We start from the raw sequence: 14908 nt of genomic DNA on the forward strand, positions 1-14908 counted from the left end.
CTTCGGCGTCCCGCCGCTCGGCCCTCCCGTCGCGGCCGAGGCGTGACGGCCGGCGTCCTCCTGCGGACCGCCGATCGACGGTGACGCGGTGTCGAGCTGTCCGCTCACGCTGCACTTCCTTCCATGACGAGATCGAGCACGCGGTGCTCGTCGATCGAATCGGCGGGGCCCTCGTGGACCACGGCGCCGTCGGAGATCACGAGCACTCGGTCCGAGAGCCCGAGGACCTCGCCGATCTCGCTGGAGACCACGAGGACGGCGGCGCCGTTGGTCGCGAGGTCCCGGATCAGGGTGTAGATCTCGGCGCGCGCTCCGACGTCGACCCCGCGGGTCGGCTCGTCGAGCAGCAGCACCCGGCAGCCGCGCACCAGCCAGCGGGCGAGGAGCGCCTTCTGCTGGTTGCCGCCGGAGAGGGTGCGGGCGTCGCGGTCGACGCCGTGCGGGCGGAGGTCGAGCGCGACCGCCTGCTCGGCCGCCGCCGCGCGCTCGGAGCGCTCGTCGAGGAAGCCGCGCTTGGCGAAGCGGTCGAAGGTCGAGAGGGTGATGTTGCGGTAGACCGGCTCGTCCAGGAGCAGGCCCTGGCTCTTGCGCTCCTCCGGGCAGAGGCCGATGCCGGCGTCGACCGCCGCGGTGACCGAGCCGGCCCGCAGGCGCGTGCCCGCCACGCTGACGGTGCCGGTGCTGGCGCGGCGCGCCCCGTAGATGGTCTCCAGGATCTCCGAGCGGCCGGAGCCGACCAGCCCCGCGAGGCCGACGACCTCGCCGGCGCGGATCTCGAGGGAGACGTCGGCGAACGAGCCGCGCAGCCCCAGGTTCTCGACCTTCAGCAGCGTCTCGGCCTCGGTCGCCACCTCGGGACGGTCCGGGAAGACGTACTCCACGGCGCGGCCGGTCATCAGCGTGATCAGCTTCGCGGTCGGGGTGTCGGCGACGGCGAGGTTCTTCGCGACCGTCGCGCCGTCCTTGATGACGGTGATCCGATCGCCGATGGCGCGGATCTCCTCCAGCCGGTGCGAGATGTAGACGATGGCGACGCCGTCGGCGGTGAGCTGGCGGACCACGTGGAAGAGGTTCTCCACCTCCTCCGAGTCGAGCACCGCGGACGGCTCGTCCATGATGATGACCCGCGCGTCGTGCGAGAGGGCCCGCGCCATCTGCACGATCTGCTTGCCGGCGGCGGAGAGGCTGCCGACCTCGCGGTGCGGGGCGATCTCGGGGTGGCCGAGGCGCTGCATCAGCTCGCGGGTGATCTTCGCGGCCTTGGAGCGGGCGGTGAAGCCGCCGCGGGAGAGCTCGTGGCCGAGGTAGATGTTCTCGGCGACCGAGAGGCCGTCGACGACGTCCAGCTCCTGGTACATCGTGGCGATCCCGAGCGCGAGGGCGGCCGTCGGCGACGGGATCGTGACGACCTTCCCGTCCACGAGGATCTCGCCCTCGGTGGGCTGGTGGGCGCCGGCGAGCGTCTTGATGAGCGTCGACTTGCCGGCCCCGTTCTGGCCGAGGAGGCAGTGCACCTCGCCCGGGCGGACGTCGAGGTCGACGCCGTCGAGGGCTCGTGCTCCGGGGAAGATCTTGACGATGCCGCGCATCTGCAGAAGCAGTTCTGACGCGGTGTCCTGAGTGCGGGAAAGAGGCTGAGCGGCGATGCTGCCGGGGTCTGCGGTGACCATGCGGACGAAGCTACAGCGACTTAAGTCGCGGGTCAACCAAAAGTTCTGAGTCGTTTCGAAGGAGATCCGGGCACTCGTCCAGCGCGTCGAAACGCTTCCGTCATCCGCGCCAGCCCGGGGATCCGCGGGTTTACGCGACATCTGGCGGCGTTTCTCCGGCGGTTTCGGGACACGACGTCTCGTGATGGAGCGCTCTCCGAGCCTATGAATCGCCGTCGGGCCGCGACCCGCTCGTGACCTCCGGGCCGGCGCACCCGCTCGGGCCGGCCTCCCGCCCAGCAGAAAGAGCTGGCCAAGTCGAGCGCGGGCGTGGGAGGGTCGACCCGCCGACGAAAGGACGACGATGTCGAACGACCGAGCCCTGCGCGTCGCGATGGTGGGGACCGCCTTCATGGGCCGCACCCACTCGCACGCCTGGCGCACCGCCCCCCGCTTCTTCCCGCTGCCGCTGCGGCCCGAGCTGGCCGTGCTGGTGGGCACCGACCCGCAGCGGACCGCCGAGCGCGCCGAGACCCTGGGCTGGGGCGAGTCGTCGGCGGACTGGCGCGCGGTGATCGCCCGCGACGACATCGACCTCGTCGACGTCTGCACCCCCGGCGACACCCACGCCGAGATCGCGATCGCCGCCCTCGAGGCCGGCAAGCACGTGCTCTGCGAGAAGCCGCTCGCCAACTCCGTCGAGGAGGCCGAGCGGATGGTCGCCGCGGCCGCCGCGTCGGGCCGCGTCGCGATGTGCGGCTTCAGCTACCGCCGCACTCCCGCACTGGCGCTGGCCAAGCGCTTCCTCGACGAGGGCCGGCTCGGCGCGATCCGCCACGTCCGGGCCCAGTACCTGCAGGACTGGCTCAGCGACTCCGAGGCCCCGCTGACCTGGCGCCTCGACGCCGCGAAGGCCGGCTCGGGTGCCCTCGGCGACATCGGCGCGCACATCATCGACAGCGCGCAGTGGCTGACCGGCACGCCGATCACCTCCGTCTCGGCCGTCCTGCGCACCTTCACCACCGAGCGCCCCGTGCTCTCCTCGCAGTCGGGCCTCGGCGGTCGCGCGGAGGAGGGCGCCGAGCGCGGACCGGTCACCGTCGACGACGCCGCCGCCTTCACCGCCTCCTTCGCGGGCGGCGCCCTCGGCGTCTTCGAGGCGACCCGCGTCGCCACCGGCCGCAAGAACGCCAACCGGATCGAGATCAACGGCGAGACCGGCAGCATCGCCTTCGACTTCGAGCGGATGAACGAGCTCGAGTACTACGACGGCCGCGACCCCGAGGACGCCCAGGGCTTCCGCACCATCCAGGTCACCGAGCCCGCGCACCCCTACATGTCGGCCTGGTGGCCCACCGGCCACGGCATCGGCTACGAGCACCTCTTCACCCACCAGGTCGTCGACCTCGTCGAGGCGATCGCGGCCGGCACCCCCGCCACCCCCACCTTCGCCGACGCCCTCGAGGTCCAGCGCGTCCTCGCCGCCGTCTCGACGAGCGCCGCGAACCGCTCGGAGTCCACCCCCGTCCAGCGCGGCACCGGCCCGGTCTGACGCCGCGCGGCACCGCGCCCGCCACCGCGGAGGAGATTTCCCAGCAGGCTGCTGGGAAATCGAGTGATACTCCGCGCTCTTCCTTCTCTCGCACGATGTGCGAGCAGAGTGTCGACGGTTCCGGAAGAGTGCAGGGCCTCGACAGCGCACGGAGTGCCAGGCTGGGGCGATGCGCCGGCGAGGGAGTTCCGCGGCGGCCGTCGTGGTCGTCGCGCTGCTGCTGGGCGGCTGCGTCGAGGCCGAGTCCGGGCCGGCGGCGGTCGGTGCCGGCGGGGTGGCGGACGGCACGGCGGCGAGCGTCTCGGCCGCGGGGACCGTCGACGTCTCCTACCAGCGGCAGGGCGACTTCGCGGTCGTCGTCGCGCTCGACTGCTCGGCCTGCTCCGGGAGCGTCACCGTGTCGGCGCCCGGGCGCAGCACCCCGGTGGGCGAGGCCGCGGCGGGGACCGAGTCGGCGTGGCTCCTCGAGACCGTCGCGACCGACGCCGTCGACCAGTCACTGCTCGTGCAGGCCGCCGGCCACTGGACGCTCACCCTGCGGAGCTGGAACGACCTGCCCGAGGTCTCCGGTGAGCAGTCGGGCAGCGGATCCGCGGTGCTCGCCTTCTCGGACGAGGTCGACAGCCTCGACGTCGCCTACGGCCCGGCGAGCAGCGAGGACTCGCTCTCCGGCCGCGTCCTCGGCACCGCCGGCACCCGGCAGACCTTCGGCGACACCACCGCCTTCGCCCGCGTCGTCGACGCCACCCTGCCCGGCGTGGTCGCGATCCGCACCGACGGCAGCTGGACCCTCACCCCGGTCCCCTGACGCCCGCGGGCCCCGTCCCGCTCCGCGAGATGCCACTCATGAGCACGACACGCCGCGGGATCCGTGCACATGAGGCATCTCGCGGGAGGGGTCAGCCTGGCGCCCCGGGGGTTTCGCCTCGTGAGGCGATCCTGCGCCATACTTCGGGGATGAGCAAGAAGATTGACGCGGCCCACCGCGCGCTGGTAACCGCCCTCAACAAGCACGCCGCCCTCGTCGGCGACAAGTCGGCGAAGCCGAGCAAGGTCGCGCGCGCCGCGTCCGAGCTCCGCTCCGCGACGAAGGCCTACTCGGCGCTCGTCTCGGCCCGCACCGGCACCTCGAGCCCGTTCGCCGATCTGGCCGACCCGCGTCTGGACCAGCCGACCATCGCCTCGCTCCGGGCCGAGCGCGACGCGATCGCCGCGCGCCTGGCCAAGCACGAGGCCCTGGCGGCGGAGTCGGGCGACCAGGCCCTCGCCGGCTGACCCTCCTCCCCAGCTCTCCCTCCCGCGCGGAAGTCGCCGTGTTACGGGCACGTTTCGCGCGCCCGGCGTCGCCCTGCGTACGGTGGTCCCCGGGATCCGCGCAGTCGCGGCGTCGAGCGACCGGAGGCCGGTCGCAGCGCCGGCGGTGACCAGCACCGCCCGGCGTGGACGCCGCCCGGATCCTCTCCACGGAAGGATCCACCGCATGTCCCTGCGCCGCACGCTCCTCGCGACCACCGCGATCACCGCCTCCGCCCTCTTCCTCGCCGGCTGCTCGGCCGCCGGCGGTGAGGGCGACGACACCGTCCGCATCGGCGTGGTCGGCGCGAGCGACCCCTACTGGGCGACCTACGAGCAGGCCGCGGAGGACGCCGGCATCGACGTCGAGATCGTCGACTTCACCGACTACAACCAGCTCAACCCCGCGCTGACCGAGGGCGAGATCGACCTCAACCAGTTCCAGCACCTGGTCTACCTGGCGCAGTACAACACCTCCGCCGACGCGGACCTCGTGCCGATCGGCGCGACCGCGATCTACCCGCTCGGCCTCTACTCGACGCAGTACGACAGCGTCGAGGACATCCCCGAGGGCGACAGCGTCGCCGTCCCGAACGACACGAGCAACCAGGCCCGCGCCCTCCTCGTGCTCCAGTCGGCCGGCCTGATCGAGCTGAAGGACGGCGGCAGCGCCTTCTCCGACCTCGACGACATCGACACCGGCGCCTCGAAGGTGACCGTCACCGCGCTCGACGCGGCGCTCGTCCCGACCTCGCTCCCCGACGTCGCCGCGGCGATCATCAACAACGACTACATCGAGGGCGCGGGCCTCGAGGCCTCCGACGCGATCGCCCAGGACGACCCGAGCGACCCGAGCGCGGTGCCCTACGTCAACGTGTTCGCCGCCCGGGCCGACGACGCCGAGAACGAGACGTACCTGAAGCTCGTCGAGGTCTACCAGACCTCGCAGGACGTGCTCGACGGAGTGTCCGAGCAGTCGGGCGGCACGGCCGTCTTCGCGACGACCCCCGCCGCCGAGCTGCAGTCGACCCTCGCCACCGTCGAGGCCGACACCGCCGCCCAGAGCTGACCCGCCCCGCCCCCGCCGCGATCCCGCGGCCCAGCAGTGCCCGATCCCAGCAGTGAAGGAAGCGCCGTGCCGCTCATCCGCCTCGCCGACGTGAGCAAGGTCTACCCGCCGCTCGCGCGCGGCGCGACCGCCCTGACCGCCGTGGACGGCGTCAGCCTCGACATCGAGGCCGGCGACGTCTACGGCGTGATCGGCTACTCCGGAGCCGGCAAGAGCACGCTCGCGCGCCTGATCAACGCGCTCGAGCCCGCCACCGGCGGCAGCATCGAGATCGACGGCCGCGAGATCGTCGGGCTGCCCGAGCGCGAGCTCCGCCGGCTGCGGCTCGGAATCGGCATGATCTTCCAGCAGTTCAACCTCTTCGGCTCGAAGACGGTCGAGCAGAACGTCGCCTATCCGCTGCAGGTCGCCGGCACGCCGCGGACCGAGCTGCGCAGCCGAGTCGACGAGATGCTCCGCTTCGTCGGACTCTCGGACAAGGCCCGCAGCCACCCGGAGCAGCTCTCCGGCGGCCAGAAGCAGCGCGTCGGCATCGCCCGCGCCCTCGCCGCCTCGCCGCGCATCCTCCTCGCCGACGAGGCCACCAGCGCCCTCGACCCGGACACCACCGGCGAGGTGCTCGCCCTCCTGCGCCGGATCAACGAGGAGCTCGGCGTCACCATCGTCGTCATCACGCACGAGATGGACGTGGTGCAGCAGCTCGCGACGAAGGTCGCCGTGATGGAGGCGGGCCGCATCGTCGAGCGCGGCCCCGTCTTCGACGTCTTCTCGGCCCCGAAGGAGGCGGTCACCCGCCGCTTCGTCTCCACGGTCGTGCGCACGGTGCCCTCGCGGGAGGAGGCGGCGGTGCTGCGCGCGCGCCACGCAGGCCGCCTCGTCACGCTGTCCTTCTCCGACGGCTCCGCCTCGCAGGGCGAGGTCTTCGCCGAGATCGCGCAGGCCGGCGTCCCGCTCGAGCTCGTCTACGGCGGCATCACCGATGTCCGCGGCCGCGCCTTCGGCCACCTGACCGTCGCGCTCGACTCCTCCGACGACGTGGTCGACCCCCTGCTGGCCCGCCTCGGCGCCCGCGTCGCCCTCACGGAGGTGCCCCGATGAACGAGCTCGTCCCGCTGCTGCCCAAGCTCGCCGAGGCGACCGGGCAGACCCTCTACATCGTGGCGTTCAGCCTGCTCTTCGGCGGTCTCGGCGGCCTGCTGATCGGGCTCGGCCTGGCCGTCACCCGCGCGGGGGCGCTCTACGCCAACCGGGTCGTCTTCGGTCTGCTGAACGTGATCGTCAACATCTTCCGGCCGATCCCGTTCATCATCTTCATCGCCGCCGCCCAGCCGCTGGCCCGCCTCGTGGTCGGCTCCGGCATCGGCACCGACGCGATCATCTTCTCGCTCTCGCTCGCCGCCGCCTTCGGCATCGGCCGCATCGTCGAGCAGAACCTGCTGACCGTGCAGCCCGGCGTGATCGAGGCCGCGCGCTCGGTCGGAGCGAGCCGCTTCCGGATCGTGCGCACGGTCCTGCTGCCCGAGGCGCTCGGACCGCTGATCCTCGGCTACACCTTCGTCTTCGTCGCGATCATCGACATGTCGGCGGTCGCCGGCTACATCGGCGCCGGCGGCCTCGGCACCTTCGCGATCCAGTACGGCTACCGCCAGTTCGAGCCCGTCGTCACCTGGGCGGCCGTCCTCGTCATCATCGTCATCGTCCAGCTGGTCCAGCTGCTCGGCAACGTCCTGGCCCGCCGCGTCCTCCGCCGCTGACCCCCTGCCCCTCCCCCGCCGCGAGATGCCACTTGCGTACACGACACGCCGGAGAACGCGTGCACAAGTGGCATCTCGCGGGAAGAGCGGGCACGGTGGTGCGTCATGAGGATCCGATACGACCCGAGTGCGAACGCCGCCTACCTGCCCGTCGGGCGTGAGCCCGAGGCCGGCGAGTCAGTCCAGCAGGTGCACGACATCGCCGACCCGCACGGGTTCGGCGAGATCATCCTCGACTTCGACGCCGCCGGTCACCTCATCGGCGTTGAGATCCTCGGTGCGCGGAAGCTCCTGCGCCCCGAGGCCCTGGCCGACGCCGACATCCTCTGACGCCTGCGCTCTGCGCCCCGGTTAACCACCTCCGCGAGATGCCACTTGTGCACGCCTTTCACGGCGTGTCGCGTGCACAAGTGGCATCTCGCGGAGGAGGGGAGAGGACGGCTCAGTAGCGGGGCTTGCGCTCCGGGCGGTCGGTGGAGCGGGACGGGCCCGAGGGACGGCCGCCGCGGTCGGCGCCGGCGCGGCTGGGGCGGCGGTCGGGCTTGAGCTCGATCAGCTGGCCGCTGATGCGGGTTCCGGCGAGGCGGTCGAGCACGTCCTGGGGCAGGTCGGCCGGCAGCTCCACGATCGAGAAGTCCGGGCGGATGTCGATGTGCCCGAAGTCGCCGCGGTTGAGGCCGCCCTCGTTCGCGAGCGCGCCGACGATCTGGCGGGGCTCGACGCGCTGACGGCGGCCCACCTCGATCCGGTACGACGCGAGGTTGCTGTTCGACGAGCGCTGGCGGCGCTCGGGACGCTCGCGGTCGTTGTCATACGAGGACCGGTCGGAGCGCTCGGGGCGGTCGCCCCGGCTGTCCTCGCGGCGGAAGCGGGGGTCGTCGGGCGAGAGCAGCAGCGGCTCGTCGCCCTGGGCGACGATCGCCAGGGCGGCGGCCACGTCCGACTCGACCACGTCGTGGTGCTCGACGTAGTGGCCGATGATGTCGCGAAACCGGTCGAGCCGCTCGCGGTCGGCCAGCGCCGTGGTGATGGCGTCGTCGAAGCGCGAGAGGCGCGTGACGTTGACGTCCTCGACGCTCGGGAGGCGCATCTCGGTCAGCGGCTGACGGGTCGCCTTCTCGATGGCGGAGAGCAGGCGGCGCTCGCGCGGGGTCACGAAGCTGATCGCAGCACCGCTGCGGCCGGCCCGGCCGGTGCGGCCGATGCGGTGCACGTACGACTCGGTGTCGATCGGGATGTCGTAGTTGACGACGTGGCTGATCCGGTCGACGTCGAGACCGCGGGCCGCGACGTCGGTTGCGACGAGGATGTCGAGCTTGCCCGACTTCAGCTGCTCGACGGTGCGCTCGCGCTGGGCCTGGGCGACGTCGCCGCTGATCGCGGCGGCCGTGTAGCCGCGGGCGCGCAGCTTCTCGGCGAGGGTCTCGGTCTCGCTCTTGGTGCGGACGAAGACGATCATGCCCTCGAAGTTCTCGACCTCGAGGATGCGGGTCAGCGCATCGACCTTCTGCGGGTACGACACCATCAGGTAGCGCTGGGTGGTGTTCGCGGAGGTCGTGGTCTTGGCCTTGACCGTGATCTCCTCCGGGTCCTTCAGGTACTTCTGCGAGATGCGGCGGATCTGCGACGGCATGGTCGCCGAGAACAGGGCGATCTGCTTCTCGACCGGAGTGTCGGCGAGGATCGTCTCGACGTCCTCGGCGAAGCCCATCTTGAGCATCTCGTCGGCCTCGTCGAGCACCAGGTACTTCAGGTGCGTGAGGTCGAGCGTGCCCTTCTCGAGGTGGTCCATGATGCGGCCGGGGGTGCCGACGACGACGTGGACGCCGCGACGCAGCGCGGACAGCTGGGTGCCGTAGCCCTGACCGCCGTAGACGGGGAGGACGTGCACGCCGCGCAGGCCGGACGCGTAGCGCTCGAACGCCTCGCAGACCTGCAGCGCGAGCTCGCGCGTGGGCGCGAGGACGAGCGCCTGAGGGGTCTTCTGCGAGACGTCGAGGCGGGAGAGGATCGGCAGCGCGAACGCCGCGGTCTTGCCGGTGCCGGTCTGCGCGACGCCGAGGACGTCGCGGCCGGACAGGAGGGAGGGGATCGTCGCCGCCTGGATCGCGGAGGGCGTCTCGTAGCCGACCTCCTTGAGGGCCTTGAGGACGGGGTCGCTGAGACCCAGGTCCGAGAAGACCAGCGAGGGGGCGGTCTCGTCTGCCGGCGCGGCCGGGGCGGTGCTGTCGGCGGCGGGCGCGGTCGCGCCGTCGGCCTGGGGGGCGGGTTCGGGTGTATCGGTGGACGCCATAGTGCAACGGTAGGCCGTCGGAGGCGCGCGCGAGCGCAGAACCGGCCTCTGAGCGGGCATTCGCCCCGGATCGGCGGCTGTGGAGGGGGCTCGGAGGGCTCCCGCGGGGCTTCGCGGGCGCCGGCCTCAGTAAAACTCGACCGTGTCGACCCGGTTGATCAGCTCCTCGCCGTCGAGGAAGCGGGTGGCGTTGCGGGCGAAGAGCTCGGCGATGAGGCGGTCCTCGGCCGCGTTCAGCGCGGCGGTGTGCGGGCTGAGCAGCACGCTCGGGTGGCTCCAGAGCGGGCTGTCCTGGGCGAGCGGCTCCTCCGCGACCACGTCGAGGGCCGCGAAGCCGACCCGGCCGTCCTCGAGCGCCGCGAGCAGCGCGTCCTCGTCGATCACGGTGCCGCGGCCGACGCTGACCAGCGTCGCCCCCGGGCGCAGCGCGGCGAAGAAGTCCGCGCCGACCAGCTTCTCGGTCTGCTCCGTGCCGGGCAGCGTGACGACCACCCCGTCGATCCGCCCGGCCACCTCGGCGATCGCGGAGGGCTGCACGATCTCGTCCACGTGCTCCACGGCGTCGGCGTGCCGGCTGGTGCCGATCACCCGGGCACCGAGCGTTGCGAGCTTCTGCGCGGTCGCGCGGCCGATGGTGCCGAGCCCGACGATCAGGACGGTCTGCTCCGACAGCAGCCCCATCGTCCAGCGCGAGCCCCACTCGCGCGCGCCCTGCAGTGCCTGCAGCTTCGGCAGCGTCTTCGCGCCGGCGAGCAGCCCGAAGAGGGAGAACTCGGCCAGCGGATCGGAGTGCACGCCCGCGGAGGTGGAGAACGCGACCCGCGCGAGCGCCTCCTCGTCGAGACCCGCCTTCTTGACCTGCGCGCCGCCGCCCGCGGGCATCGTCTGCACCCAGCGCAGCGCCGGGTTCGCGGCGACGGTCCGCGCGAGCGCCGCCGGGTCCTCGCCCGGGATCCCGTAGAGCACCGCGGCGGAGTCGACCAGCTCCTCGAACGCGGCCTGCTGCTCCGCCGTGCGCTCGAAGGCCGGGTCGCCGCCGTGATCGCCCGGGTGCCGCATCGGCGGCAGCAGGCTCTGATCGGCCACGAAGTGGATCCGCGGCTCGAGCTCGACCACCCGTGCGATCAGCTCCTCGCTGATCGGCGTGGCGGCCACGACGCGGAGGCGATCGGTCGAAGTCGGTGCGGGCGTCGTCACAGGGTTCCCTTCGAGCGGCGGGCGGCGGGCCCTCGGGCGTCGCCGGGGTCTCCCGCCAGCGTAGTGAGCGGTCGAGGACCCCTGGGAAGCAACCCCTTTCCCGCCCCCGTTGCTGTGGATGTCCGCGTCGTCCGCTGTCGGTTCCCGCGTCGCCGGCTGGACGAACGGTGAGGACGCCCGCGCTCGTCACGGCCGCCGCCCTAGCGTCGGAGGACGGCAACGACGATCGAAGGAGACCGGATCATGGCAGCAGCAGGAGTGGCGACGGTATGGGTGCCCGTCGAGGACATGGAGCGGGCGGTCGCGTTCTACCGCGACACCCTCGGCCTCGACGTGAAGAGCACCTCGAGCGACTGGTCGGAGCTCGACGCGGGCGGACTGATGATCGGGCTGAACGCCCGCGAATCGGCCTCCGTCTCCGAGAGCGGCGGAGCGGTCGTCTCGTTCCAGCCCGACGGCAGCATCGAGGACGAGCTGGAGCGGCTGAAGGCCCGCGGCGCGTCGATCGAGGGCGAGATCAGCGATCACGAGTGGGGTCGCATCCTGCCCTTCAAGGACTCCGAGGGCAACGACCTCCAGTACTACACACCGCCGCAGAGCTGACGGCGAGCGCGTGACGGCGGAGGGGAGACGGGCAGGTCCCGCCTCCCCTCCTCCGCGTCACGCGGGCGGGCGCAGCGGCAGGCGGCCGGCCAGGCGCGCGCCGCCCAGCGCGGCCGACGGGGCCAGCTCGATCGATCCGCCGTAGACCGCGAACTGCCGCGAGAGCCGCTCCAGCCCCGAGAGCACCGGCGCCGCAGCGAGGCCGCCGCCGTCGTCGTCGAGACCGACGACCACCGCGTGCTCCGTCCCGCCGCGGGCGACGTCCAGGTGCAGCCGCACGGCGCGGGCCCCGCCGTGCTTGAGCGCATTGGTCAGCGCCTCCTCGATCAGGCGCACCAGCAGCACGCGCTGCTCGAGCGGGACCCCGTGCTCCTCGATCCCCGGGTAGTCGTCGTCGACGGCGAGGTCGACCGCGATCTCCGGCGGCAGTCGCGAGATCAGGTCGCGGGCGGCGGCGACCAGCCCGTGCTCGATGTCGACCGGGTAGAGCGCCCCGCTGACCGCGCGGACCTCCTGCTCGCGCAGCTCGTCGAGCCGCGCCGCGATGCCGATCAGGCGCTCGTCGGCGGCATCGGAGGACGACGCCTCGGCCAGCCCGCGCAGCTCAGCCGCCAGCACCACCAGCGTGTTCTGCAGCCGCCCGTGCAGGCCCTGTGCGACCTCGCGGCGCACCCGCAGCTCCTCCTGCTGGAGCGCCTGCACGGCGTCGACGGCCTGCAGCAGCACCCGGGCGCGCTCCCGCTCCTTCTCGCGCACACCGCGGGTGGCCTCGACGAGCAGGAAGCCGAATGAGACGATCAGGCCGACGACCACCGCACCCACCACCAGCTCGACCACGAGGGCGTCGAGCGCGGTCGGCAGGTAGACCCCGACGATCAGCTGCAGCCCGACCCGCGTGAGCGCGACGGCGACCGCGATCCCGACCGTGACCAGCAGCCGACGAGCGCGGGGGTGGCGCTCGGGGCGGAGCAGGGTGACGAGCGCGACCGCGAGCCCGATCGTCGCGACGTTCACGACCACGCGCACGACGACGTCCACGACCGGGCCGCCCTCGACCCCTCGGACGGTCTGCGACAGCATGCCCAGCGCGAAGACCGCCTGCAGCGCCGCGAGGACGGCCAGCACCCCGCCGAGGATCGCGACGGTCCCGCGCAGGATCCGGTTGTCCTCCGCGTCGTCCGCGCGTCGCGGGCGGGAGTGGTCGGGGAGCGTCACCGGGTGTGCTCCAGGAACAGCAGCGTCGCCTCCACGCGCGGGTTCCGCGACCCGTCGGAGCGCAGACCGAGCGCCGCGTAGAGGGCGTTCACGTGGTTGTCGACCGAGCGGACCGCGATGCCCAGCCGCCCCGCGATCGCCGCGTTGGTGAGTCCGGAGGCGAGCGCGGTGAGCACCTCGTACTGGCGGCGGCTGAGGGCGTCGACGGGCGAGCTCCGGCGGGCGGTGCGCGCGGCGACCAGCGCGGGGTCGAGCACGGTCCGGCCGTCGAGGGTCGCCCGGATCGCGGTCATCAGCGCGGGGGACGAGAGGGACGAGCTCTTCGAGAGGTAGCTCCAGCCGCGCACCTCGGCGCGGCCGAGCCGGAGGAAGCGGTGCATCGAGTCGACGGCCGAGAGCAGCACGATCGCGAGGTCGGGGTCCCGGGAGCGCAGCTCGCGACCGAGCTCGATGCCGTCGCCGTCACCCAGCTCGATGTCGACGATCGCGACGTCGAGCTCGGCGGGACGCAGCCGCTCGCGCGCCTCCGCGGCGGACGAGGCCTCGACGACGCTCCGGACGCCGGGGACGGAGCGCAGTAGCGAGCCGAGCATCTGCCGGTAGAGCGGCTGATCCTCGACGACGGCGAGCCTCAGCTCCCGCAGACCGCTCACCGATGTCACACCGCATATCTTGACGCGGCGCCGGGCACGCGACCGGCGCCACGAGTGCCCAGGAGGCCCAGACCCCGTCAAAGGGGGGCATCGCTCCGAGCCCGGAGAGAGGTGCGGGGCGGTCGTGGAGACATCCCGTCTCATCCCGGCGGCAGCAGCGCCCCGGTGAGCGCCAGCCCGGCGACCGCCGCGGCGAGCGCCGCCGCCCACATCCCGAGCCCGTAGCCGAGTCCCGCGCGCCAGCGCCGCTCCAGCAGCATCCGCGCCGCCTCGACGCTCGCCGTGCTGAACGTGGTGAAGCCGCCGAGGACCCCGGTGCCGAGCACGAGGCGCCACGACTCGTCCAGAGCGCCGCCGAGCGCCAGGCCGGTGACGACTCCGAGCAGCAGCGAGCCGGAGACGTTGATCAGGAGCGTCCCCACCGGCCAGCGCACCGGGACGAGCGAGCGCGCCACGCCGTCGAGGACGAGGCGGGCCGCGGCGCCGGCACCGCCCGCGAGGGCGACGCCGAGGAAGAGGAGCACGTGCGTCACTCCGTCACCGCGCTCCGCCGGCTCGCGAGCACGACGCCGAGCACCGCCGCGAGGGTGCCGAGCACGAGCGTGACGCCGGTGTAGAGGAGGACCTCGGCCCAGCGCCCGTCCTCGAGGAGGGCGACCGTGTCGAGGGAGAAGGTGCTGTAGGTCGTGAAGCCGCCGAGCACCCCGGTGCCGAGCAGCAGGCGGAGGGTGCGCCGCCCGCCGCTGTCCGGCCCGCGGCGGGCGAGGCCGGCCAGCAGGAGGCCGAGCAGGAACGCGCCGACGAGGTTGACCGCGATCGTCGCCACGGGGACCGCGCCGATCGGGGGCAGGACGAGCACCGTCCCGTAGCGGGCGGCCGTGCCGACGGCGCCGCCGACCGCGACCAGGAGGATCGCGCTCGGCCGCAGGTGCAGCGGCGTCACTCCCCCGTGTCCCAGGGGACGCGGCGCCGGGCGTCCGCGCCCGCGCGGGGCACGACGAGCACGGGGCGCTGCTGCCGGTGCGCGAGGTGCACCGCGACGCTGCCGCTGAGGAACTCGGCGATGCCCGCGAGCACCCCGGGGTCGCGGGTGCCGACCACGATCATCCGGGCGTCGACCTCCTCGGCCACGTCGGTGAGGGCCAGGGCCGGCTCGCCCTGGGCGGTGCGCAGCGTCCAAGCGACTCCCGTGCCGTCGAGGAGCTCCGCGAGTGACGCGCGGAGTCCGGGCGGCTCGGTCGGACCGGCGTCGGCGGCTCCGGAGCGGGGCACGAGGCCGACGGGGATGCCGCCCGTCATCGGGTCGACGTACTCGCCGACGAGGTAGGGATCGGCGACGACGGTGAGCAGCAGCAGCGGGGCGCCGAGCCCGGAGGCGAGCTGCGCGGCGGTGCGGACGACCTCGGGACGCTGCCCGTCGACGACGCCGACGAGCACGGGTCCGGAGGGGGTGGATTCGGTCATGGACGGCTCCTTCCCTGGTCCTTCCATCCTCCCACCGGGGCCCGGCCGGGAGGCGATGCTGCGCGACGAGTTCGCCCGTGATCATTCCGTTACCGGGCGGGGGCGGGCTAGAGTGACGAGTCGCCGGGCCCTGCCGGCGCCCCGCACCGCCCCGCAGGCCCTCCTG

General features: G+C 73.0%; 16 protein-coding genes. 8 read left to right on the forward strand and 8 right to left on the reverse strand.

The features are described 5' to 3' along the window. Window positions 1-104: 104 nt before the first annotated feature. Entirely contained in the window at window positions 105-1589 is a 1485-nt protein-coding gene (locus HRK28_RS07420) for a sugar ABC transporter ATP-binding protein (protein ID WP_173251015.1), read from the reverse strand. 424 nt (window positions 1590-2013) lie between these two features. Here HRK28_RS07420 and HRK28_RS07425 point away from each other — a divergent pair, with 424 nt between their 5' ends. From HRK28_RS07425 to HRK28_RS07455, 7 genes are all read left to right on the forward strand, one after another. Further along, complete coding sequence (locus HRK28_RS07425) at window positions 2014-3201, forward strand: Gfo/Idh/MocA family protein (RefSeq protein WP_173250860.1); 1188 nt, start codon at window positions 2014-2016, stop codon at window positions 3199-3201. Between the two features lie 169 nt (window positions 3202-3370). After that, the gene (locus HRK28_RS07430) at window positions 3371-4009 is read left to right on the forward strand and encodes a hypothetical protein (protein ID WP_173250861.1); all 639 of its coding nucleotides are present in this window, start codon (window positions 3371-3373) and stop codon (window positions 4007-4009) included. A 149-nt stretch (window positions 4010-4158) separates the two neighbouring features. Continuing rightward, on the forward strand, window positions 4159-4476 hold the full coding sequence (locus HRK28_RS07435; RefSeq protein WP_173250862.1) for a hypothetical protein: 318 nt from the start codon (window positions 4159-4161) through the stop codon (window positions 4474-4476). Window positions 4477-4681: 205 nt separating this feature from the next. Next, window positions 4682-5563: a MetQ/NlpA family ABC transporter substrate-binding protein gene (locus HRK28_RS07440; RefSeq protein WP_173250863.1), complete on the forward strand. Its 882-nt coding sequence runs from the start codon at window positions 4682-4684 to the stop codon at window positions 5561-5563. Between the two features lie 66 nt (window positions 5564-5629). After that, window positions 5630-6661 (forward strand): methionine ABC transporter ATP-binding protein, encoded by a 1032-nt coding sequence (locus tag HRK28_RS07445; RefSeq protein ID WP_173250864.1) that lies wholly within the window; start codon window positions 5630-5632, stop codon window positions 6659-6661. Further along, window positions 6658-7317, forward strand: a complete 660-nt coding sequence (locus HRK28_RS07450; protein WP_160086890.1) for a methionine ABC transporter permease — start codon at window positions 6658-6660, stop codon at window positions 7315-7317. Before HRK28_RS07445 ends, HRK28_RS07450 begins: the two co-directional genes overlap by 4 nt. A 105-nt stretch (window positions 7318-7422) precedes the next feature. Next, a complete protein-coding gene (locus HRK28_RS07455) occupies window positions 7423-7647 on the forward strand; it encodes a DUF2283 domain-containing protein (protein ID WP_173250865.1) in 225 nt (74 codons plus the stop codon). A 112-nt stretch (window positions 7648-7759) separates the two neighbouring features. On the opposite strand, the gene HRK28_RS07460 is transcribed toward HRK28_RS07455, so the two are convergent. Both HRK28_RS07460 and HRK28_RS07465 read right to left on the reverse strand, forming a co-directional pair. Beyond that, entirely contained in the window at window positions 7760-9610 is a 1851-nt protein-coding gene (locus HRK28_RS07460; protein WP_123444609.1) for a DEAD/DEAH box helicase, read from the reverse strand. Between the two features lie 126 nt (window positions 9611-9736). Further along, window positions 9737-10765, reverse strand: coding sequence for a D-2-hydroxyacid dehydrogenase (locus HRK28_RS07465; protein ID WP_367948355.1), 1029 nt, complete (start codon window positions 10763-10765; stop codon window positions 9737-9739). Window positions 10766-11050: 285 nt separating this feature from the next. Here HRK28_RS07465 and HRK28_RS07470 point away from each other — a divergent pair, with 285 nt between their 5' ends. Beyond that, window positions 11051-11410 (forward strand): VOC family protein, encoded by a 360-nt coding sequence (locus tag HRK28_RS07470; protein WP_160086886.1) that lies wholly within the window; start codon window positions 11051-11053, stop codon window positions 11408-11410. Window positions 11411-11467: 57 nt separating this feature from the next. Here the strand turns inward: HRK28_RS07470 and HRK28_RS07475 are convergent, their stop codons facing one another. The 5 genes from HRK28_RS07475 to HRK28_RS07495 form a co-directional block, all read right to left on the reverse strand. Next, window positions 11468-12625 carry a sensor histidine kinase gene (locus tag HRK28_RS07475; protein ID WP_160086884.1) on the reverse strand — a complete coding sequence of 386 codons (1158 nt, stop codon included), beginning with the start codon at window positions 12623-12625 and terminating at the stop codon, window positions 11468-11470. After that, window positions 12622-13287 carry a response regulator transcription factor gene (locus HRK28_RS07480; protein ID WP_244231750.1) on the reverse strand — a complete coding sequence of 222 codons (666 nt, stop codon included), beginning with the start codon at window positions 13285-13287 and terminating at the stop codon, window positions 12622-12624. The genes HRK28_RS07475 and HRK28_RS07480 overlap by 4 nt, the downstream gene beginning before the upstream one ends. Window positions 13288-13418: 131 nt before the next feature. Then, complete coding sequence (locus tag HRK28_RS07485) at window positions 13419-13811, reverse strand: CrcB family protein (protein WP_173250866.1); 393 nt, start codon at window positions 13809-13811, stop codon at window positions 13419-13421. Then, window positions 13808-14221, reverse strand: coding sequence for a fluoride efflux transporter CrcB (gene crcB, locus HRK28_RS07490; RefSeq protein ID WP_244231749.1), 414 nt, complete (start codon window positions 14219-14221; stop codon window positions 13808-13810). The genes HRK28_RS07485 and crcB overlap by 4 nt, the downstream gene beginning before the upstream one ends. Continuing rightward, window positions 14218-14742 carry a universal stress protein gene (locus tag HRK28_RS07495; protein WP_160086878.1) on the reverse strand — a complete coding sequence of 175 codons (525 nt, stop codon included), beginning with the start codon at window positions 14740-14742 and terminating at the stop codon, window positions 14218-14220. Before HRK28_RS07495 ends, crcB begins: the two co-directional genes overlap by 4 nt. Between the last annotated feature and the right edge of the window lie 166 nt (window positions 14743-14908).

The sequence above is a fragment of the Rathayibacter sp. VKM Ac-2835 genome (assembly GCF_013266705.1).
In the GTDB taxonomy this organism is placed as follows: Bacteria; Actinomycetota; Actinomycetes; order Actinomycetales; family Microbacteriaceae; genus Rathayibacter.